Origin of the sequence: Arhodomonas sp. AD133, assembly GCF_051195215.1 — a bacterium.
In the GTDB taxonomy this organism is placed as follows: Bacteria; Pseudomonadota; Gammaproteobacteria; order Nitrococcales; family Nitrococcaceae; genus Arhodomonas.
This window is the reverse complement of the sequence record NZ_JBNAZM010000003.1, coordinates 23312-39878: the sequence shown is the minus strand read 5'-3', so window position 1 is coordinate 39878 and position 16567 is coordinate 23312. Positions and strand designations below refer to the sequence as shown.

27 protein-coding genes and 1 other RNA gene are annotated in these 16567 nt (G+C 69.0%); 2 read left to right on the top strand and 26 right to left on the bottom strand.

Going from position 1 to position 16567, the window contains the following annotated elements; all coding sequences use genetic code 11:
* Positions 1-200 precede the first annotated feature (200 nt).
* The 15 genes from ACPEES_RS02740 to ACPEES_RS02670 are packed head-to-tail and all read right to left on the bottom strand — an operon-like array spanning position 201 to position 9516.
* Positions 201-1469: a phage head morphogenesis protein gene (locus ACPEES_RS02740; protein WP_435100819.1), complete on the bottom strand. Its 1269-nt coding sequence runs from the start codon at positions 1467-1469 to the stop codon at positions 201-203.
* Positions 1466-3031, bottom strand: coding sequence for a DUF935 domain-containing protein (locus ACPEES_RS02735; protein WP_435100818.1), 1566 nt, complete (start codon positions 3029-3031; stop codon positions 1466-1468). The genes ACPEES_RS02740 and ACPEES_RS02735 overlap by 4 nt, the downstream gene beginning before the upstream one ends.
* Entirely contained in the window at positions 3032-4525 is a 1494-nt protein-coding gene (locus ACPEES_RS02730) for a terminase large subunit domain-containing protein (protein ID WP_435100817.1), read from the bottom strand.
* Positions 4525-5070 carry a DUF3486 family protein gene (locus ACPEES_RS02725; RefSeq protein WP_435100816.1) on the bottom strand — a complete coding sequence of 182 codons (546 nt, stop codon included), beginning with the start codon at positions 5068-5070 and terminating at the stop codon, positions 4525-4527. Before ACPEES_RS02725 ends, ACPEES_RS02730 begins: the two co-directional genes overlap by 1 nt.
* Positions 5071-5080: 10 nt before the next feature.
* A complete protein-coding gene (locus tag ACPEES_RS02720; protein WP_435100815.1) occupies positions 5081-5392 on the bottom strand; it encodes a hypothetical protein in 312 nt (103 codons plus the stop codon).
* The gene (locus ACPEES_RS02715; protein ID WP_435100814.1) at positions 5379-5744 is read right to left on the bottom strand and encodes a hypothetical protein; all 366 of its coding nucleotides are present in this window, start codon (positions 5742-5744) and stop codon (positions 5379-5381) included. Before ACPEES_RS02715 ends, ACPEES_RS02720 begins: the two co-directional genes overlap by 14 nt.
* On the bottom strand, positions 5744-6055 hold the full coding sequence (locus ACPEES_RS02710; RefSeq protein WP_435100813.1) for a hypothetical protein: 312 nt from the start codon (positions 6053-6055) through the stop codon (positions 5744-5746). Before ACPEES_RS02710 ends, ACPEES_RS02715 begins: the two co-directional genes overlap by 1 nt.
* Complete coding sequence (locus tag ACPEES_RS02705; protein WP_435100812.1) at positions 6049-6300, bottom strand: hypothetical protein; 252 nt, start codon at positions 6298-6300, stop codon at positions 6049-6051. The genes ACPEES_RS02710 and ACPEES_RS02705 overlap by 7 nt, the downstream gene beginning before the upstream one ends.
* 15 nt (positions 6301-6315) lie before the next feature.
* Positions 6316-6537: a hypothetical protein gene (locus ACPEES_RS02700; protein ID WP_435100811.1), complete on the bottom strand. Its 222-nt coding sequence runs from the start codon at positions 6535-6537 to the stop codon at positions 6316-6318.
* A 58-nt stretch (positions 6538-6595) separates the two neighbouring features.
* Positions 6596-7393, bottom strand: a complete 798-nt coding sequence (locus tag ACPEES_RS02695; RefSeq protein WP_435100810.1) for an N-acetylmuramidase domain-containing protein — start codon at positions 7391-7393, stop codon at positions 6596-6598.
* Positions 7394-7439: 46 nt separating this feature from the next.
* Entirely contained in the window at positions 7440-7847 is a 408-nt protein-coding gene (locus ACPEES_RS02690; RefSeq protein ID WP_435100809.1) for a Mor transcription activator family protein, read from the bottom strand.
* On the bottom strand, positions 7844-8206 hold the full coding sequence (locus ACPEES_RS02685; RefSeq protein ID WP_435100808.1) for a hypothetical protein: 363 nt from the start codon (positions 8204-8206) through the stop codon (positions 7844-7846). Before ACPEES_RS02685 ends, ACPEES_RS02690 begins: the two co-directional genes overlap by 4 nt.
* On the bottom strand, positions 8199-8648 hold the full coding sequence (locus tag ACPEES_RS02680) for a hypothetical protein (RefSeq protein ID WP_435100807.1): 450 nt from the start codon (positions 8646-8648) through the stop codon (positions 8199-8201). The genes ACPEES_RS02685 and ACPEES_RS02680 overlap by 8 nt, the downstream gene beginning before the upstream one ends.
* Positions 8648-8941, bottom strand: coding sequence for a hypothetical protein (locus ACPEES_RS02675; RefSeq protein ID WP_435100806.1), 294 nt, complete (start codon positions 8939-8941; stop codon positions 8648-8650). Before ACPEES_RS02675 ends, ACPEES_RS02680 begins: the two co-directional genes overlap by 1 nt.
* Positions 8938-9516, bottom strand: a complete 579-nt coding sequence (locus ACPEES_RS02670) for a gp16 family protein (RefSeq protein ID WP_435100805.1) — start codon at positions 9514-9516, stop codon at positions 8938-8940. Before ACPEES_RS02670 ends, ACPEES_RS02675 begins: the two co-directional genes overlap by 4 nt.
* 66 nt (positions 9517-9582) lie before the next feature.
* On the opposite strand from ACPEES_RS02670, the gene ACPEES_RS02665 reads away from it, so the two are divergent.
* The gene (locus tag ACPEES_RS02665; protein ID WP_435100804.1) at positions 9583-10074 is read left to right on the top strand and encodes a hypothetical protein; all 492 of its coding nucleotides are present in this window, start codon (positions 9583-9585) and stop codon (positions 10072-10074) included.
* 12 nt (positions 10075-10086) lie between these two features.
* Here the strand turns inward: ACPEES_RS02665 and ACPEES_RS02660 are convergent.
* The 3 genes from ACPEES_RS02660 to ACPEES_RS02650 all read right to left on the bottom strand — a co-directional run bounded on the left by ACPEES_RS02660 (position 10087) and on the right by ACPEES_RS02650 (position 11010).
* Positions 10087-10152, bottom strand: an RNA gene (locus tag ACPEES_RS02660) — hammerhead ribozyme type II.
* A 5-nt stretch (positions 10153-10157) separates the two neighbouring features.
* Positions 10158-10781, bottom strand: coding sequence for a DUF3164 family protein (locus ACPEES_RS02655; protein WP_435100803.1), 624 nt, complete (start codon positions 10779-10781; stop codon positions 10158-10160).
* Positions 10765-11010 carry a hypothetical protein gene (locus ACPEES_RS02650; protein WP_435100802.1) on the bottom strand — a complete coding sequence of 82 codons (246 nt, stop codon included), beginning with the start codon at positions 11008-11010 and terminating at the stop codon, positions 10765-10767. The genes ACPEES_RS02655 and ACPEES_RS02650 overlap by 17 nt, the downstream gene beginning before the upstream one ends.
* Positions 11011-11034: 24 nt before the next feature.
* Between ACPEES_RS02650 and ACPEES_RS02645 the strand changes: the two genes are divergently transcribed.
* Complete coding sequence (locus ACPEES_RS02645; RefSeq protein WP_435100801.1) at positions 11035-11298, top strand: hypothetical protein; 264 nt, start codon at positions 11035-11037, stop codon at positions 11296-11298.
* A 252-nt stretch (positions 11299-11550) separates the two neighbouring features.
* Here the strand turns inward: ACPEES_RS02645 and ACPEES_RS02640 are convergent, their stop codons facing one another.
* The 8 genes from ACPEES_RS02640 to ACPEES_RS02605 are packed head-to-tail and all read right to left on the bottom strand — an operon-like array spanning position 11551 to position 16539.
* Entirely contained in the window at positions 11551-11784 is a 234-nt protein-coding gene (locus ACPEES_RS02640) for a hypothetical protein (protein ID WP_435100799.1), read from the bottom strand.
* Positions 11781-12113, bottom strand: coding sequence for a hypothetical protein (locus tag ACPEES_RS02635; RefSeq protein ID WP_435100797.1), 333 nt, complete (start codon positions 12111-12113; stop codon positions 11781-11783). Before ACPEES_RS02635 ends, ACPEES_RS02640 begins: the two co-directional genes overlap by 4 nt.
* Before the next feature lie 10 nt (positions 12114-12123).
* The gene (locus tag ACPEES_RS02630) at positions 12124-12429 is read right to left on the bottom strand and encodes a hypothetical protein (protein WP_435100795.1); all 306 of its coding nucleotides are present in this window, start codon (positions 12427-12429) and stop codon (positions 12124-12126) included.
* A gap of 3 nt (positions 12430-12432) precedes the next feature.
* Positions 12433-12777, bottom strand: a complete 345-nt coding sequence (locus ACPEES_RS02625) for a helix-turn-helix domain-containing protein (protein ID WP_435100793.1) — start codon at positions 12775-12777, stop codon at positions 12433-12435.
* Positions 12770-13105, bottom strand: coding sequence for a hypothetical protein (locus ACPEES_RS02620; protein ID WP_435100791.1), 336 nt, complete (start codon positions 13103-13105; stop codon positions 12770-12772). Before ACPEES_RS02620 ends, ACPEES_RS02625 begins: the two co-directional genes overlap by 8 nt.
* On the bottom strand, positions 13105-13869 hold the full coding sequence (locus ACPEES_RS02615) for an AAA family ATPase (RefSeq protein ID WP_435100790.1): 765 nt from the start codon (positions 13867-13869) through the stop codon (positions 13105-13107). Before ACPEES_RS02615 ends, ACPEES_RS02620 begins: the two co-directional genes overlap by 1 nt.
* Before the next feature lie 55 nt (positions 13870-13924).
* Complete coding sequence (locus ACPEES_RS02610; protein WP_435100789.1) at positions 13925-16099, bottom strand: Mu transposase C-terminal domain-containing protein; 2175 nt, start codon at positions 16097-16099, stop codon at positions 13925-13927.
* On the bottom strand, positions 16096-16539 hold the full coding sequence (locus ACPEES_RS02605) for a hypothetical protein (RefSeq protein WP_435100788.1): 444 nt from the start codon (positions 16537-16539) through the stop codon (positions 16096-16098). The genes ACPEES_RS02610 and ACPEES_RS02605 overlap by 4 nt, the downstream gene beginning before the upstream one ends.
* Between the last annotated feature and the right edge of the window lie 28 nt (positions 16540-16567).

Here is a 16567-nt window from a genome sequence, read left to right as displayed (position 1 = left end):
CCTCTGAGAGCCGTTGTATGGCGCCGCCCATCGGAGCCGACGAGAGAGCCGTTGTGACCACACCCACCGCAGCGCTATGCTGTCATCAGGCGCACGCGACACGGTGACATTCTGCCCGCCGTAGCACGCCCTCTGGGCGGAGCGCTATGTGGGGTTGCCCGGCAGGCCGGGATGGCAGGCCCCACCGTGCGCCGTTTTCTTCACTGCTCGACGCTTCGCAGCACCGTCCCCCGGTCACGCTCTCGCCGCAACTCCCGCGCATCGGCGCGGTGGAAGCTCACCAGGTAGAGGCGCTTCTGGTCGCCGGTGACCTTCACCACCGCTTTCCACCAAGCGTTGCCTGCTTTGCGAAAGAGTACCAAGCGCTGGCCGTCCTGGCGGATCGCGATGCCGCGACGAACAAGATCCGGCAACACCGCGTAGTCCGCTGCCGTCAATTCCGGGTGGCTATTGCCCTGCTTGGTGAGCGTCGCGTCCGAGAGCCGCACAAGATGCGAGTCGGATCCGAGCGCGTCCTGGAGGTCGCGCGTCAGTACGCCGGCGGGCAGCTCGCCGCGGGGGGCCTGAGCCCATTGCGCCATGACGTCGCTCGCCATCACCTGCTCGGCGGCGGCATGGGCGAGCTGCGCGTCGGCCGTGGCGACGCGTCCGGTGAGGTGCTCGCGGATGACGCGCACGCGGTCCATGCCGGGGTTGCTGGACCACGCCGGGTCCACGCCGGCGTCCACGGTGATCGCTTCGCCGGTGCGCTTGTTGGTGTACTGGCGCGGATCCCGCTCGGGCGGCTCGGTGCGTACAGGCAAGCGCCGATCCTGGCGGCGGCCGGTGGGCAGGCCGGTGTCGCCGTCGATCTCCTGCGGCGCATCCGGATCCTGGACGCCGTCGCGCTCGAGGCGCTCGGCCTCCCGGCGACTGACCTGGCGCACGTGGCACTTGCAGCCCCAGCCGTTCGGTGGGTAGTGCTCGCGCCACCACGGGTGGTCGACGGGCAGCATCGTGCCCGCCCAGCGCACGTGCTGGGGGCGATGCTGCTCCGACGGACCGAGCAGGTAGAGCAGATAGGGGTGGGTGTCCTTATGGCGCTGCACCCGCTGCCACTGGCCAGCGGCGCGGGCGGAGCGCATGTTGCTGCGGTAAATGGTCTTCAGCCGCCGGGGGCTGCCGAGCTGGACCTCGCGGCGCTCGCCGGTGACGGGGTCGATCTGCTCGACGCGCCCCCACCAGCCCTTGCGCTGCAGGATCGGGGTGAGCTCGCGGGCGAATTCCCGGTAGGTCCTGCCTTCTGCCAGGGCCGTCTCCACCGAGGCCTTGATGTCATCGAGCAGATCGATCTGCATCGCCTTGGCCACGGTGAACGCGTGCGCGTGCTCTTCGCGCCAGACGTCCTCGTGGTCGAAGCCGACGCGCAGATCCTTGTCGCGCAGGTAGTCCAGCGCGTCCTGGGAGACGGGGCCGGGCTTGAACCTCATACGTCGGTCTCGTCGGTGGTGTCACCCAACGCCCGCGCCTTGAAGGTGGCTTCGGCCAGGTGGCGCACGAGCTGCTCGGCATCCATTTCGCCCAGGAGCTCGCCGAGGCCGGCGAGGAACTCCTCGTAGGAGCCGGCCCGCTCGGCGAGCGCGCGCACCGGATCCACGACGGGGGCGAGCTGTTCCTCCCACTCGTCGTCCTGGGCGTCGACGAGTCCCTCGATCTCGTCGGCTTCGGGCTGTTCGCGGTTGCTGGCGCGTGCAAGACGGTTGGCCGCGCCGGCCATCGGGGCGGCCGGCCCGCCGCCGAGGATCTCGGCGCCTTCCTCGGGGTCGGCGTAGCCGAGGCGGTCACGCACTTCGCTCGCCTGGATGCCGAGACCGCCCAGAGGCACGAGCTGAGCCAGCGCGTTTGCCATGGCGGTGAGGTCCTCGGGCTCGTAAACCGGCAGGGTGACGCGTGGGTAGGCGTCCTGCGGGCCAAAGTTGAGGTCGACGAACGGCCGGACCAGGTCGCGGTTCAGGGTGTCGGCGAGCTGACTGGCATCGGCACGCTGGATGTCGCGGCGCACGGCGTCCTGGGCGTCCTCGCTGCCGAGCTTGCCTGGCGTGCCCTCAGTGGTGGCGGTCTGGCCGAGGATGGCCTTGGAGAGCTGCGCGTCCATGAAGGCGGCCAGCCGCTCGAAGAGATCCGCGGCGCCGGTGCGGTTGCCCGCCTCCTGGAAGTCGATGCGCATGGAATCCGGCAGCACTGCGGCGGCGTCAGTGCCGAGGTTGGCGACGGCGTTGATGAGCGTCTGGATGTCCCCTTCGGTCGCCGTCTGAGCGTTGTAGCGCCCGATGCGCAACGGCATGCCGAAGACCTCGGCGAACGCTACCCAGTCGGTGACGCTGTAGGCCTTGGCCATGTAGGCGACGGCGGCGAGCCGCGCGAAACCCCGGCGGATCGGCAGCCCGCTCTTGATGCGGGGCATGTGGGTGATGAATTTGTATGGCGGTAGCGCGATACCGTCGTACACGTTGGCGTCGTCGAGCAGGCGCAGCGTGCGGCCGTCGCCGGCGAAGCGGAAGTGCCGCGGATCCCGCCAGCGATAGTCCGCCGGCCACCACTGGCGCGCCGAGCGGTCCCACAGGATCTCGACGGCGGCGAAGCCCTTGCCGAGGCCGTCGAGGCTGTCGTCCACCGCGACGCCGAACGCCGGGCGGCGGGTGAGCTCGCGCACGGCGTCGGCGATCTCCACGTCCTGGGCCTCGTCGCTCGCGGCCTCCACCACTGGCTCGATGCCACCGACGGCGAGCTTGCGCGTGGCAAGCACGGAGAAGTAGTGGAGGTCGCGCTCTTCCATCTCCATGGCGAGCGTGAGGTAGTCGCGGGTCTCGCCCTCCGCGGCGGCCTGCAGCAGGGCGGCGAGCCGGTCGGGCGTGAGGCCGGAGGCGACGGTCTCGGCGTCCCAGACCTGGCGCACGCCGGTGGTCGACGGTGCGGCGAGCTCGCGGGTAAGCACGCGCTTGCGGATCGGGCGGCCGTCGGCGTCGAGAATGGGGGACTCGCGTTCTGCCATCTACAGCACTCCTCGGCGGAAGCCGGCGGTGACGCGCACCCGGCGGTGCGGTGGTTCACGGCGAGGGTCGTGGCGCACGGGCACTTGGTGGAAGGCGAATGCCTCGTGGTCGTCGCGACTCGCGGTGTAGGCGAGCGCGATCGCGATCGCCGAGTCGCCGTGGCGCTGCCCCGCCTGATCGGTCTTGGCGCGGGGCAGGCGCGGCACACCGTTGACCAGGCGCAAGGCACGGTGGTCCTCGAGCACGTCGTCGTGCTTGGGGATGGTGATGGTGGCGTCCTCGAAGGCGGCCTTGTACGGCGGCATGTGCTCGCGGTACCAGCTCTCGGTGAACAGCACCTGCTCGACGAGGCCGCCCCAGTGGTCATGCGCCGATTCGGCGATGTAGGAGCCGTTGCCGCCGGCGTCGATTTTCACGCCGGCGAGCCGCGGCAGGCGGTCACCCACGGCGAAGAGAATCTGCTCCTGCTGCTTGTGGGGGACGTTATGCATCTCCACCAGCAGCGCCACGGTGCGGTGTAGCGTCTCGCCGATGGCCATCGGCGCGATCACGGACATGTCGCCGGAGCGCGCGAAGTCCATGCCCAGGGTGTGGCGGCGGTCGCGGTCGAGGGTTTTGAGCCGCGGGATGAGCTCGTCGCGGATCCAGTCGTCCACTTCGGCGGCGCGGCTCGGCTCCGGCGCGGTGTTGAAGGCGCGGTCGCCGGTGAAGCGGATCACCGGCGCCTCGGCCATGCGCGGCTCGACCAGCGCCCGCGGGAGGTACGCACCGCCGCCCATGGCGGGCACGCAGAAGAGCTCCTCTTGCTCGTTGGGGCGGTAGCGGTTGATGAGCTGCTGGCGCCACTCGCGCTCGGCCGCGGCGCTCCAGGTTTGCCCGGTGACCTGGCAGATCCGCCGGAACAGGCCGTCATCGAGCGCGTCGTCGAGGGTCACCCGGTGCAGGCCGTAGTCGTAACGCCCCGCGCGCACGTCGTTGATGAGCTGGTTGAACGGGTTTTCCTCGCCGTTGTGCGTGGAGATGAGCCTCACACGGCCGCCCCACATGGTCATCGCCATGGCGGCCTTGAGCAGCTCCTCGAGGTGGTCGACGAAGGCGGCCTCGTCGACGACCAGGCGCTCACCGGGGCGGCCCTTGGAGCGCAGGTTGCGGGGGTTGGAGCTGAACGCCTGGATCTGGTGGCCGCTGTCGAATTTGATGACGTAGGTCAGGATCTGGCGGTCGTCCTGCTCGATGACCGACTCCTGGATCTCGCCGGCGGCGGCCTGGAAGGCGCGCGCCCACTGGGCGCAGTCCTGGATGAAGCCGGCGGTCATCTCCTTGTCGTAGGAGATGTAGTAGACGTTCGCGCCGCCGGCGGCCGCGGCGTGCAGCACCGAGTCTGCCGCCTCGGCGTAGGACAGGCCGATGCGGCGCGACTTCTCGATGATCTTCACCGGCGAGCGGTCCTCGACCCACCGGCGCTGGTAGGGCAGCAGAATCGCCTGGTCCATCACAGCCCCTCGAGGATGGCCGCGCGCATGGCGGCGACGCCGTCGTCGGAGAGGCCGGCCTTGCGGGCGGCGGTCTCCGCGGCGTCAGCGGCTTCCTGCTGCGTCTGACGGCGCACCTCCGCGGCGAATTTCTTCTGGTTGACGCTGGCGCGGCTCACCTCGGCAACGGCCCGGCCGGCCTTCGAGAGCAGCGCCACGCGCGTGGTGGGGTCGACGCCCTCTTCCTGCGCCTCCTGGAGCGCGAGCATGGCCTCGAAGAGATCCGACTGGACCATGGAGATCACCGCTGCGGAGCGGTCGTCCTCCTCGTCCGGGGCGACGCTCGCGATCTGGCGGGCGGCCTCGGTGGAGGCGCGGATGGTCTCCATGCGCCGCTCCAGGCGTTGCCCATAGCGGTGCACCGCCGAGCGGCTGATCTGGTAGCCCTGCCCGGTGAGCCACTCGGCGAGCTCGGCGTAGCCGCTGAAGCCCGACTGGGCCAGTCGGCGGTCGAGCTCGGTGCGGATGTCGTCGGGGAGCTGCTCCACGGCGCTGCGTTGCGGCATCGTGCGCTCCTCAGTACCACTTCGGTGGGCGGGCGATGCCGGGCTGGGCGTCGATGGTGTATTCCACGAAGTCCACGCCCCAGCGCGTCAGGCGCGCCGACCAGGTGGGCTCGTTCTGGTGGAGCAGCTCGACGAGCTCCCGGTCGGCGAGGTACTGCAACTCGCGGCGCAGCTCCTTGGGCGATAAGGGGATGTCGATGTCGGCGAGCGCCCGGTAGATGACCACCTCGGCCACCGGCGTCGGCCGCCCCGCGTCCAGGGCGCGCAGGATGCGCCAGCGCACCTCTTCGCGCTGGGCGCGGTTCAAGTCAACCTCGTGCATGGTGTTCTCCCTTCCGTCGGCCGTCTTCGCGACTCAGCCACTGGGCGATCTCGGCCTGTTGCGCGTGCAGCCGGTCGAGTTTGGAGTCGATCTGCCCGGAGAAGCGGATCCAGTCCTCGCGCTGGACGTACTGCTGGGGGAGCTCGGCGCGCAGCTCCAGGATGGCACGGTCGGTGGCCTCCCAGCGGCGTCGCTCCTCGAGGGCGCGGCGCTCCAGCCCCTCGAAGCGTTGGTCGATGTGGCGCTGGTAACGATCCAGAAGCCACTTGATGATCCAGAACAGCGCACCGGACCAGGACAGAAACAGGGTCATCAGCACGCTCACGGCCTTCCAGTTGAACGCGAGGTCCATTAGCCCTCCCTGGTTCGAGTTCGATGTTTCCGCACGCGCTGGCAGTCGAGGCACACGCGCGCGCCGTCGCGGTCCTTATGAGTGCTCTCGATGATTGCCTCGAGCTGCTCGGTGTAGTCGCGTCGCGCACGGTCTCGCTCGACCAGGGCGCGATAGACATCCGGTGCGAGGCACTCGAGCCCTTCATTCGGCACAGCCGGCAACGCGGGCCGTGGCGGCAGGGGTAACGGCGTGGTGACGTGCTCGACGCGCGGCGTCGTGCAGCCGGCGGCGAGCAGGCAGACGGCCATAGCCGTAATGCGCTTTACCATCGCCCCTCCAGGTCGTCGCGGCGGTCGGTGTCGATCGGGGCCGACTCGGCTTGCTGGCGCTGCAGGGTGTCGGTGAGGGCCTCGGCAGCATCGGCCTGGGCGCTCTGCCCGCGGGCGAGGCGCGCGGCGCGGCGTTCGGCGGACTCGGCCCGGTGCCGGTATCGGTCCCGGTCGCGCCGGAGATACCAGATGGCCAGCGCGAGCACGCCGAAGACGCCGAGCGCCCCACCCGTGAGCAGACTCATGGCGACGGCCGCCGATCAGCCGCCGGCGACGGTCACCGGGCGGTCGGTGACCAGGCGCAGGACGATGTTCACCACGCCCATGATTCCGCCGACGATGGCGGTCTGGGTCTCGGCATCGAGGCCGACATCGATGCCGAGCGCACCGGTGACGGCGGCGATCAGGGCGAGGACGTTGACCCACAGGGTCTTGCTGGCCCACCAGGGCTTGGCGGTGTTGGTGGCGTTGGCTTTCGGCACAGTTGCCTCCTGCGTCAGTGTTTCGCGGGGTTGCTCGGGTGCGCGGCCGGCTTGCACGTCATACCTCGGCCTCCCGATGGCGTCGGTAGGCGGCGGCCAGCCGCGCGTCGTAGTCATTGCGCTCGAACGCCGGGCCGTTATAGCGCCGGGCGAACGCACGCCAGTCCTGCCGGCGCAGCGCGGCGTGCAGCGCCGAATCGGCGCGGACGAAGCGCACGAACGCGTCGAGGTGAGCCGCCTCGCTCTCGCGCATGCGGGCGACGAATTCGCCGATGCCCGCGTAGCCGAGGCGCTCCCAGTGGTAGCCCATGATCTGAAAGAGCCCCCAGCTCGCCGACTCCAGGGCCGGGGTCACGCGGATCGCGGTGGCGCGCTGGAGGCGGTCGTGCTCGGCGGCGCCGCCCACATAGCCGCCGGGCTCCGGGTTGACGATCTCCGGGGCGCTGCGGGCCCACGGCTCGGGGTCGGTGTACGCGCCCAGGCGGCGGTACATGACGTGACGCTCGTAGAGGATGACAGGGTCGCCGCTCGGCTCGAATCCGCAGCCGCGGGCTTCCACTTCGGTGACGGCGTGCACCGCGGCGGGCTCCACTCCGAGCCGCTCGGCGGCGGCTACGATGTCGCTCTCGCGCAGAGTCGCCGGCAGCGGCGCGCCCTCCAGCGCGGCGCGAGTGACCGGGCCGGCGAGGCCGTCGACCACCAGGTCGTGGGCGCGCTGATACGCTCGCACGGCGCGCTCGGTCGCGGGGCCGTAGACGCCGTCGACGGCGATGGCGTGGCCGTCGAAGACGAGGCGGCGCTGCAGCGCGCTGACCTCGGTGCCGGTGTCTCCGTGGCGCAGGGTGCGTGTCGTCATGCCGCCATGCTAGGCGGCGGGTGCCGGGGGCTCGGCAGGAAAGGGTTCAGTCGAAGAGGTCGCCGGTGGTGGGGACGGCGCGCAGGGTCTCCGGCCGCTTCAAGATATTCCAGATCTGGCGCTCGGACAAACGATACTCGCGGGCGAGCCGGCTTACCGGTGTGCCCCCCTCGTAGCGGCGGCTGATCTCGATGTTCCGCAGTACCCGGCGAGCGTTGGCGAGGTTGGCGATATACGGCCGGGTCGCTGCAAAGCGCTGGACGAATGCCACTGCCGCCTCGTGGCCGAGGATCCGCGCCAGCGGGTGATCCGGCCGGAAGGCCGCGGGGACGTCCACGTGGCAACCGCCGTAGTGCTCGACCAGGGCGAGCATGCCCTCGGTGCCGATGAGCTCGCGGATCTCGGCGAGCGTCTCGGGCAGGTCCTCGTCGTAGATCGCCAGGGCCTGCGTCATTGCTTCATGGCCTCCTGCAGGGCGCGGCGCAGGCGCTCGCTGTTGCGGCGTTTCTGCTCGGCGGACATCGTCGGCCCCGGCAACGCCGGCGGCTGCGGCCGCGGGGGCATGAGCTCCAGCAGCGCCCGCGGCGTGGGCCAGCGATCGGCCTGACGCGCGAGACGTCTGAAGGCGATTTCAATGCGCCGTGAATCCACGTTCTCCTGCCATTCGACGGGCGCATCCCACAGGGCGCCGACCCATACATCCCGCGTGTAGGCGACTGTCTCGTGCCCCGGTCCGCCCGGCAGGTGCAACACGACCAGCGCCTGCAGCCCGGCGTTGATGGCGTTGAAGAACCAGTCCGGCGCGTCAGCCACGGCGCGGGCCCCCCAGCGCGGCGAGGGCCTGGCCGGTGCGGCTGGTCGGGGCGGCGGCCGTCCGGTCGTCATGGGACACCGGTCGCGCCGGCGCCCGGTTGGCAGCGGACTCCAGCACGCGGGACAGGTATCGGTGGTTCGTGAGCGGCTTCCAGTCGCCGTCGGCCTGCTTGACCCGCATGGCCTCGACGACGTCGCTCATGGCCTGGCCGACGAGCCGCGTGTCGTCGTGGAGCGCGAGGGCCTCGCGGCTGAGGCGCAGGGCCCGCTCCCAGGCGAGCGCACGGGTCTTGGACCGGAACAGGCCAAGATAGGCGGCGAGCGGACGACTCACCTCCCGCGGCAGGTCGGAGAGTACCCCCATCAGCTCGCGCGCGGCCTCGTCCTCGACGGCCTGCTCGATGCTGTAGTCGGCGTGGCACGCGGGGCAGCGGATGCGCATTACTCGTCCAGCTCCAATACGGCGAGGATTGTCGGGCGGGCGGTGCTTTGCATCTTCCGTTGCATCTCCTCTCTGAGCTTGTCGATTGACCGCTCGGTGAGCGGTCCGTCCATCTCCGTGGTGACGGAGTAGTAATAGGTCTTGAATGGCTCGTTGAAGCGCATGCTGAACCAGAAGTGTCGGCGGCCCTGCTGACCCTTACATTCCCTGAGAGCTGACTCACGCCCGAGCAAAAAGGCCGTCAGAGCCACGAGCACGACGATACCCAGTAGCGGAAACAACCAGCCGGTCATCGCGATTCCACCGGAAGGTCGGCGGCGAGAGCGTCGACGAGCTGGCGCAGCACCTTGCGGTTGCGCTGCCACCCGCGGGGCAGGCGGTAGCGCTGCGGGAGCTCGTCGCGGGTAAGCCCGAGCTCGGCGCAGAGCTGGTCGACCTGGTCCAGCAACCCACGCTTCTCCTGTTCGACATGCAGCGCCGCGATGACGCCCTCCAGGTGGTCGGGTCGCCGCAGCCAGGCGACGCGCTCGATGCCGGTCTGGCGCTTGGCGATCGCGTCCGCGTAGCGCCAGGGCAGGCCCATGTCGGCGAGCAGCGCCTCGATCTTGGTGAGCATCGGCTGCCGGTCGATGTTGTGCGGCCGATTGGGATAATCGGCCTTGCGCGGGCGCTGCCGGCCGCCGACGCGCTTCAAGTGATCCAGCACCTTGCGCCGCCCAGCGGCGTCGAGCTTGCCGGCGCTGCGCACGCCGGCGACGGCCTGGAGCATCTGCTCGTAGGCGTCACGGTCGCCATGCGGATCCAGGCCGACGCGGCGTGCCTGGGCGTGGATGGCGGCGAGTTGGCGCCGGCGGCTGTCAGTACTCATCGCTTCACCCCGCAACAGTTTCCTCGTGGCATACTCTCGCGACCAGCCGTTACCAAGGAGGTAGGTATGCGCGCGCTGCTTCTCGCTCTCGTGCTGTGGCCCATGGTTGGGCTAGCCACCGACCCGCCCGCCATCAACCGATACACGCTCGCTTGGCCCGTCGAAACCATAGGGGAGATGGAAATCCAGGTGCTCAAGACGCCCGACGGCCACGCTATCCGGCTGTTTCAGTCGAAGGCCCGTGCCGAAATGGGTACCTTCAGCCGCGGAGAGACGGCGATGCTCGCCGAGGTCCTCGCTGAGGCGGACGCGTACAAGCGACGCCTGACCAAGGAGGACCGGCGGGCGAAGACGGTGTACTTGGGCCCGGGGTGCACGGTTACGTTCCACCGCCCCATCGACGGTGAATTCACGATCTACGTGAAGCATGGGAATGCACCGCTGGCTGCTCACTTCAATCTGCAGCAGACAGCGACGCTCCAACGGATACTGTTGCGTGCACCGGAACTCTTCGATCACCTCGACACCTTTTCTCCAGCAGAGGGGTCGCACAGCTAGTCTTCGTTCACTCGTCGGCTGCGCATCTGGCCCGGCACACCACCGCCGGACGACGCCCCGCTGAGGGGCGTTTCGCTTTTCCTTTACACGGCGGCCAGATCGAGCGGCACGGGCACGTAGCGATCGCCGCCGGGCGCGCGCTTGTAGACGCGGACGTAAACGGCGGTGCCGGTGGTTTGGATGGAGTCGCGCAGGGCGTCCATGGCGCGCTGCCACTCGTCGTCGTCGATGTCGAGGCGCAGGAGCTCCAAGATCGCGGTCGTCTTGATCTGGCCTTTCGTATCTGTACGGAAGGCGCGGTCGACCAGGGCGCGGATGTTGTCGTTCGCCCCCTCCGACCATCGGAGAATGCAGGCGTTGACCAGCTCCTTCGCCGCTTCCAGCTCCTCGGTAAAGGCGATGCGCTCGGCGTAGGAGCGCACCACCTTGAAGTCGCCGTCGTAGGTGGCGACGGTGACGTTGCCCTTTTTGCCACCGAGGTTGACGTCGTAGCGCTCCGCGGCAATCGCGACCAGGTCGGCAATCTCCGACAGAGCGCGCCGCTTGAAGGCCGCTAGGCGCCGGTTGAGCTCGACCGCCTCGGCAGCCAGGTCTCGTGCGACCTCGTCACGCATCTTGTCGTGCTCGCGCACCTGGTCCTCGGGCACCAGGTGGCCGGCGGCGTTGCGCATGTAGCCCGCCGGGATGGCATCAGCAGAAGCGCTCATCGCACCCCTCCTCGTTGTCACTGTCCGTGTCCTCGGGCAGGATCAGCCCGAGCAGCGTTTGCATGTCGCCGACAGCGAGCTCGAGCCGCGCAAAGTGCGCTTCGCGCTCGGATTCGTCGGCCGTGGTGAGCTGCTGCGCCACCCGGCGCACGTGCCGGTAGCGCGTGTCGAGCTCCGCCTCGAAGAGCTTCAGAAGCCGTGCGCACCGGCGCTGTGTCTCCAAGTTCATCAATCAACCTCCCAGGGAGTGGTTATGCCGATCGTGCGAAAGGATCATTTGGCCCCGTTCCTCGACGAACTCGACGAGTACCATCGCCGCCTGCGGGAAGCGGTACAGGGCACCACGCCATCGCCCAATCTCGCCGAGCGCTATCACTGCAACCCCGAGCAGTTCGCCGAGGAGTACGCCGACGTCGACCTCGACGAGATCGCCAAAGCGGTGGACCATTTCAGAGTCGCCGCCGCCCACCTGAAACGCATCAAGCACAAGGCCGCCAAACCGGTGCACCACGGTTAGCCGCGCCTTGGGCCGCCTGCCGCGCGGCCCGCTTCGCCTCGCTGTTGCACGCCTTGCACCAGGCATTCAGTCCGGTTGGCTCTGTCCGGCACGCGTTGAAGAATTCGGTGTCCGCCGGCCAGAACTCGTCACACCGCCGGCAGTAGCGCTCCAGCCCCAGAGTGCCGAGCCGGTAACGGCCCGCTCGTAGAGCGTTGGTGAGCACCCGCCGCGACGGCAGCGGGCAATACGGCGCGTTGATGCGTCGCGCACTCATGCCACACCTCCCGGGCGCTTGGTCTCGGTATGCCCGTCCGCCCAGGTCCACTGCATAAACAGGCAGCCGCAATGCGGGCAGACGGTCAGCGTGTCGTAGGGCTCCTCGTCGCCCGACGGGATTCGCGCCTCAAGCACGTGCTCGCAGTAGGGGCACGCGTAGCTGGCGAGCGGCACGCCCGCGGCACGCAGGGTCGAGACGTAATCGGCGTATCGCTGCAGGCGGCTCATACCTTGACCCTCCGTGCGAACAACGGCCGCCGCCGCGGGTAGCGGTGGTGATGCAGCGGCTCGACGATCGCCCCACCGCGCCGGGGGCAGTGCTCGAGGCCGCGCTCGGCCTCGCGCTCGAGCGCTTGCTCGGCGCGGGTGATCTCCTGGGGGAGAATCGACGAGGGGCACGGCTCGGGATGATCCGACCACTTCCGCGCGACCCGCTCGCACGCCTCGGGGGCAGCCAGGTACTGGAGCAGGCTGATGCCGTGCAGGTGCAGCCAGAGCTCGCAGTAGCGGTCGGCGTAGTGGTCGAGGTATTCGTCGGAGTAGATGTGCTGGGGCATCGTGCTGTCCTCACTCCCGGCCGAACTTGCAGTCGGTGCGCGCCTTGTGCGACGCCCAATCCTCGGCACTCATCGAGGCCCAGTTAGACGTCTCGTCCGCGCCGACCTCGTGCACGGTCACGTCGTCGACCTCCTCGTTGAGCCAGTAGCGGTCCGAGTCGGTGAGCTCCTCACCGAGCGACGTCCAGAATTCCGCTCGGTACACGAAATCCTGAGCTTCGATCTCCGCCAAAAGGTGCGCTGGGATGTCCACGTGGACGTGGTAGTACGCTCGGGTCTCCACGCGCACGGCGATTCGCTTGGTCTCCTCGCTCATTGGTCAGTACTCCTCCGGCAACCGGCTATGAGGGCAACCACTGCGGCAGGCGTAATAGAGCTGCACGCGTGCGGGGTTGGTGGCGGCGAACTCGCGCTCCTGGTGGCGCAGGCAGGCGTCACGCGGCAGCTCGCCGAGCACGGGGCAGTCGACGGTGTGCCCCATGAGGGCCCCCTCGACGGCCTCGCGCACGCGGCTGACATTGCCCCGGTAGGTGCCGCGCAGGCACTGGCTGATGACCGCGGGGCTGTAGCCGAGATCTCGCGCCACTTTGGTCTGGCTACGGCGTTCGCAGGCGGCGCGCAGAGCGGCCACCCACTCCTCGTTCGTGTCGACCGGCTCACTCATCGATCGTCTCCAGTAGCTGGTCCGCGTTCGGGTCCCAAACGCGGCCGTCGGTTTGTACGCGAGGGGCGTGGGGACCGAGGTCACGGATCAGCCGGTGGACGGCATGCCCGCCCTTCACGCCGCTCTGCCGCGGCCGCTGTAGCCGCACCACGCCCACGCGTTCCAGGGCGCGCACGTAGCGCTTGGCGTTGTCCGCACCGGCCTCGGCGGTCGCGCAAAGGCTCGGCGTATCGAACACACGCAGCACGCGCATGCTCTGCCAAAGCCGGGCGCGGGCCTTTCGCCTGGGCGTCGGCACGCGCGTGCGATTGCCGGGATGACGCGGCATTAACGCGCCCCCTGGATCGCGGCGACCTTGCCCCCGGCGCGTTTGGGCGCGTCACCGCCGGCGCGGGGGAGGAAGAAGCCCTCGTCGCCCAGGGTCCAATCGGCGGCACCGATGACATCGAGGCTGCGCGCCTTGGCGTGCTGCTCGATGCGCCCGAGGCCCACGGTGATGCGCCGGATCTCGCCGCCGGAAGCGCGATGGAGACGCTCCAGGAGGTCGTCGGCAACGCCGACCTCGCATAGGCCGTCGGCGAGCGCGCGGGCGTCCTCGAGGTCGGCGGCGGTGAACTCCACCCACTGCGCGATCCGTCCGGCGAGCTGTTGTCGCTGGGCGAGCTTGCGTTGGATGCCCGCCATGCCGATCAGCACCACCGGCACGGTCGAGAGATCGTGGATGTCGCGTAGCGTCTCGGTGAGCTTTTTGGAGTCGGCGACGTAGTCGGCCTCGTCGACGAACAGCGGCCGCATGCTGGTGGCCAGGCGCTCGACGATGCGCTCGACCATCTGCGCGCAGCTGCCCTTGGGCTCCTGGTCGAGCTCGCGGAGGATCGAGCCGAGGAACGTGGAGGGCGTGGTCGTGGCGATGGGGCGCACGTAAACGCCGTTTACGCGGTTGATAAGCCAGGTCGCCGCGGTGGTCTTGCCGTAGCCGGTATGCCCCCAAATGAGTCCCATGCCGGGCATGCCGAGCCCGCGCTGGATGAGCGCGTCGGACGCCTCACTGAGGCGAGCGACGTTCTTCACTGGTACGATGCGATGCCGCATGGCAGACTTTCTCCCGATTGCTTCTGCTGTGTGCCCCGGTGGCGGCCGGGGCGTCCTACCCGGAGCGGGCGCCGCCGAAGGCGTCCGCTCCGAATTCCTCGTAGATCAGGTGCCGGCCTCGGAACTCCGAGGTGTCCTCGTAGCGGGCCTTCCACTGCACCTCGAACTCGCTCAACGTCTCGCCGGCCTGCTCGCGCTCGTGCAGATCAATCCAGCGGCGAAAGCGGTCTTCCCCGGTTTCGTCGCGCGTCTGTTCTTCACGGAGCAGCTCGGTGACCCGAGCGACGGCGGTCTCGTCCACCGGTGCGGGCTCGGATTCGCGATCGATCTGCTCGCGCGCCTCGGCGGCGTCGCGGGCGGCCTCAAGGTCGTCGGTGGTGTGTGTCGCCGCCGGCCGCGGGAACTCGGTGACCTGCTCATCGGTCGTGGCGCCGGCGACGATCTCCTGAGCGATGTCGTGAACGTTGTGCTCCTTGGCGAGCTCCTGGTAACGCCGCCGGGCCGCCTCGACGTTCTTGCGCTGGCGGCGTTTGACCTCCCCGGCCACTTCCTGGCGGCTGACACCGGAGACGCTCGGGTCCTCGGCGATGCACAGGAACACGCCCTGGTGATAGACGTAGATCCGGCCATAGTCGGTTTCGTCGTAGCGCACGTGCACTTCCTCGCCGCGGATCTCGCCGAGCTCGGGAGCGTCATAGAGACCGTTGTCCAGGTGGACGCCCTTCTTGCGAACGGTCCGCATGCCCGTGCCAGGCGCCTCGGCGAGCAATACGTCCAGGGCGCGCTCGTCCTCGACGCGGCGGGGCACGCCCGGGGCGGCTTGCGTGGCCTCGAAGGGGGTGCGCCCGCCCAGGCCCTCGTGGGCGCGGTGGTGATAGAGGCGCTCGATCCAGTCGTCAGCGAAGCGCTGGAACTCGGCGGCACTCATTTCCACTTGGACCTCGCCGTCCTTCTTGAACAGCCGTTCCGCGAAAGCCTTGCGCTCTTCGATGGCCTGCCGGTCGGCGACGCTGTGGCCGATATAGCCGGGCAGCAGCTCCACCAGGTCGTGCTGGAAGGAGCGGAAGAAGCGCTCGATGTGCGGCTTCTGCCAGGGCTGGAAGGGCTCACAGGTCTGCTGTTCGATACCCAACCCCTGGAAGACGCGGCGCATGTGGTGGCTGGTGTAGTCGCTGCCGTTGTCCGTCTTGGCGATCTCGGGCACGCCCCAATCCAACAATGCCCGGCGAGTGAGACTCGCCACCGCGGTGGCCTTGCTGGTCTTGCTCACGAGCAACCGGGCCCGGCGGGTGGCTACGTCGATGACGCCGATGAGGCTGTGACGGCCGTCGGTGAGCATGACGTCGCCCGGCGTCGAGTCGAGCTCCCAGAGCTGGTTGAGGCGCTCGACACCCTCGGAGGCGCTGCCGGTCGCCGCCATGTAGCGCCCCTTCCACTCGTCCGGGTTGCGGATGCGGCAGAGCACTTCGGCGTTAGCGGCGCGGTAGTGCTTGAGCCAGCGCTGCACGGCTCGACGGCTCGGCAGGTCGATGTCGTCACGGTTGCCGAAGCGCGCGCGGATGGCCTGGTCGAGCTGTGTCGCCTGGCTGTCCGGGTAGTGGCCGACGAACGCCTCGCAGAAAGCGAGCAGGTCCGGCTGCTGCTCGATGAGCGCGCGATGCTTCGCGCTCCGCTTGTACCGGCCTGCCAGCGCCGCCGCCCCCTGCTTGGCCAGGGTATTGCGCCAGCGATACACGCTGGCGACGGAGATGTCGGCGCCGAGCACGGTGCGCACCGCCTCGCCGACCTCCAACTCGCCCGCGTTGTAGCGCCGGACCACTTCCTCGATGGCGCCACGGCGCCCCAAACCGGCCTCGCGATGCAGCCGGTCCGCGGCGTCCAGGATTGCGAGTCGCGCGTCCATACGAGCCTGCGCCTTCGCGGGCATCGCCGCGGTCAGCGCCAAGCTCTGCTGACGCGAGCGCCACGTCTGGCGTTCGTCCACCTCTTGGGCGACCACCTCCCGCCGCGCGGCCTCCGCACCGGCCTTCGCCTCGGGCTGCGAGCGCAAGGCGAGCTCGGTGCGGGTTTCGGTGGGCAGCGACTCGAAGGCGTATTCCTGGCCTTTCCCCCGCGCACGCTTGCGCCCCTGAATAACCCCTTTTCTACCCCAGTCGCGCACGCCGCGATCGGTGCCCGGCATCCCGGGCAACCCCGCGAGCTCCTTGGCCGTGTACCACGCCTCGCTCATGCCTTGTCACCTTCGAACAGGCCGAGCTCCGGCTCGTCAGCTTTGCGGACATTCTCTCGATGGCCGGCAAGGCACTCCATCGCCGTGGTGACGCCCTGTAACACGTCATCCGTTTCGACTTCGTCCCTGTAGAAGCTAGTGAGCAACGAAACGGCTTGGTTGGCGGCGTTTTGCAGGTCGAGGAGATCAGCCTGGCCAGAGGCACGACCCGAGGGAATGTCGATAACGAGCTTGCGCGCACTGCTCGCGATGTATTGCGTAACAAAGGTGCAACCGCAAGCGAGCTCAAAGGGGCGGATTCTCGCCGAGGGCATCGAACCTTCATGCAGCCACTTGTAGATGGCCCACTCGGTTACGCCGACCAACTCGCCGACGCGCGCAACGCTCGCGTTGTGACGGTGCTGGGCGTAGTCCAGGCACAAGCGAATCGCCTCCGCCATGTTGCCTGGTTGCCGTGCTCTCCATCGT

What these genes read in the sequence shown, in the direction of transcription:
- ACPEES_RS02740 (WP_435100819.1), bottom strand. Translation starts at nt 1,469, where the DNA reads ATGAGGTTCAAGCCCGGCCCCGTCTCCCAGGACGCGCTGGACTACCTG.
- ACPEES_RS02735 (WP_435100818.1), bottom strand. Translation starts at nt 3,031, where the DNA reads ATGGCAGAACGCGAGTCCCCCATTCTCGACGCCGACGGCCGCCCGATC.
- ACPEES_RS02730 (WP_435100817.1), bottom strand. Translation starts at nt 4,525, where the DNA reads ATGGACCAGGCGATTCTGCTGCCCTACCAGCGCCGGTGGGTCGAGGAC.
- ACPEES_RS02725 (WP_435100816.1), bottom strand. Translation starts at nt 5,070, where the DNA reads ATGCCGCAACGCAGCGCCGTGGAGCAGCTCCCCGACGACATCCGCACC.
- ACPEES_RS02720 (WP_435100815.1), bottom strand. Translation starts at nt 5,392, where the DNA reads ATGCACGAGGTTGACTTGAACCGCGCCCAGCGCGAAGAGGTGCGCTGG.
- ACPEES_RS02715 (WP_435100814.1), bottom strand. Translation starts at nt 5,744, where the DNA reads ATGGACCTCGCGTTCAACTGGAAGGCCGTGAGCGTGCTGATGACCCTG.
- ACPEES_RS02710 (WP_435100813.1), bottom strand. Translation starts at nt 6,055, where the DNA reads ATGGTAAAGCGCATTACGGCTATGGCCGTCTGCCTGCTCGCCGCCGGC.
- ACPEES_RS02705 (WP_435100812.1), bottom strand. Translation starts at nt 6,300, where the DNA reads ATGAGTCTGCTCACGGGTGGGGCGCTCGGCGTCTTCGGCGTGCTCGCG.
- ACPEES_RS02695 (WP_435100810.1), bottom strand. Translation starts at nt 7,393, where the DNA reads ATGACGACACGCACCCTGCGCCACGGAGACACCGGCACCGAGGTCAGC.
- ACPEES_RS02690 (WP_435100809.1), bottom strand. Translation starts at nt 7,847, where the DNA reads ATGACGCAGGCCCTGGCGATCTACGACGAGGACCTGCCCGAGACGCTC.
- ACPEES_RS02680 (WP_435100807.1), bottom strand. Translation starts at nt 8,648, where the DNA reads ATGCGCATCCGCTGCCCCGCGTGCCACGCCGACTACAGCATCGAGCAG.
- ACPEES_RS02675 (WP_435100806.1), bottom strand. Translation starts at nt 8,941, where the DNA reads ATGACCGGCTGGTTGTTTCCGCTACTGGGTATCGTCGTGCTCGTGGCT.
- ACPEES_RS02670 (WP_435100805.1), bottom strand. Translation starts at nt 9,516, where the DNA reads ATGAGTACTGACAGCCGCCGGCGCCAACTCGCCGCCATCCACGCCCAG.
- ACPEES_RS02665 (WP_435100804.1), top strand. Translation starts at nt 9,583, where the DNA reads ATGCGCGCGCTGCTTCTCGCTCTCGTGCTGTGGCCCATGGTTGGGCTA.
- ACPEES_RS02655 (WP_435100803.1), bottom strand. Translation starts at nt 10,781, where the DNA reads ATGAGCGCTTCTGCTGATGCCATCCCGGCGGGCTACATGCGCAACGCC.
- ACPEES_RS02650 (WP_435100802.1), bottom strand. Translation starts at nt 11,010, where the DNA reads ATGAACTTGGAGACACAGCGCCGGTGCGCACGGCTTCTGAAGCTCTTC.
- ACPEES_RS02645 (WP_435100801.1), top strand. Translation starts at nt 11,035, where the DNA reads ATGCCGATCGTGCGAAAGGATCATTTGGCCCCGTTCCTCGACGAACTC.
- ACPEES_RS02640 (WP_435100799.1), bottom strand. Translation starts at nt 11,784, where the DNA reads ATGAGCCGCCTGCAGCGATACGCCGATTACGTCTCGACCCTGCGTGCC.
- ACPEES_RS02635 (WP_435100797.1), bottom strand. Translation starts at nt 12,113, where the DNA reads ATGCCCCAGCACATCTACTCCGACGAATACCTCGACCACTACGCCGAC.
- ACPEES_RS02630 (WP_435100795.1), bottom strand. Translation starts at nt 12,429, where the DNA reads ATGAGCGAGGAGACCAAGCGAATCGCCGTGCGCGTGGAGACCCGAGCG.
- ACPEES_RS02625 (WP_435100793.1), bottom strand. Translation starts at nt 12,777, where the DNA reads ATGAGTGAGCCGGTCGACACGAACGAGGAGTGGGTGGCCGCTCTGCGC.
- ACPEES_RS02620 (WP_435100791.1), bottom strand. Translation starts at nt 13,105, where the DNA reads ATGCCGCGTCATCCCGGCAATCGCACGCGCGTGCCGACGCCCAGGCGA.
- ACPEES_RS02615 (WP_435100790.1), bottom strand. Translation starts at nt 13,869, where the DNA reads ATGCGGCATCGCATCGTACCAGTGAAGAACGTCGCTCGCCTCAGTGAG.
- ACPEES_RS02610 (WP_435100789.1), bottom strand. Translation starts at nt 16,099, where the DNA reads ATGAGCGAGGCGTGGTACACGGCCAAGGAGCTCGCGGGGTTGCCCGGG.
- ACPEES_RS02605 (WP_435100788.1), bottom strand. Translation starts at nt 16,539, where the DNA reads ATGGCGGAGGCGATTCGCTTGTGCCTGGACTACGCCCAGCACCGTCAC.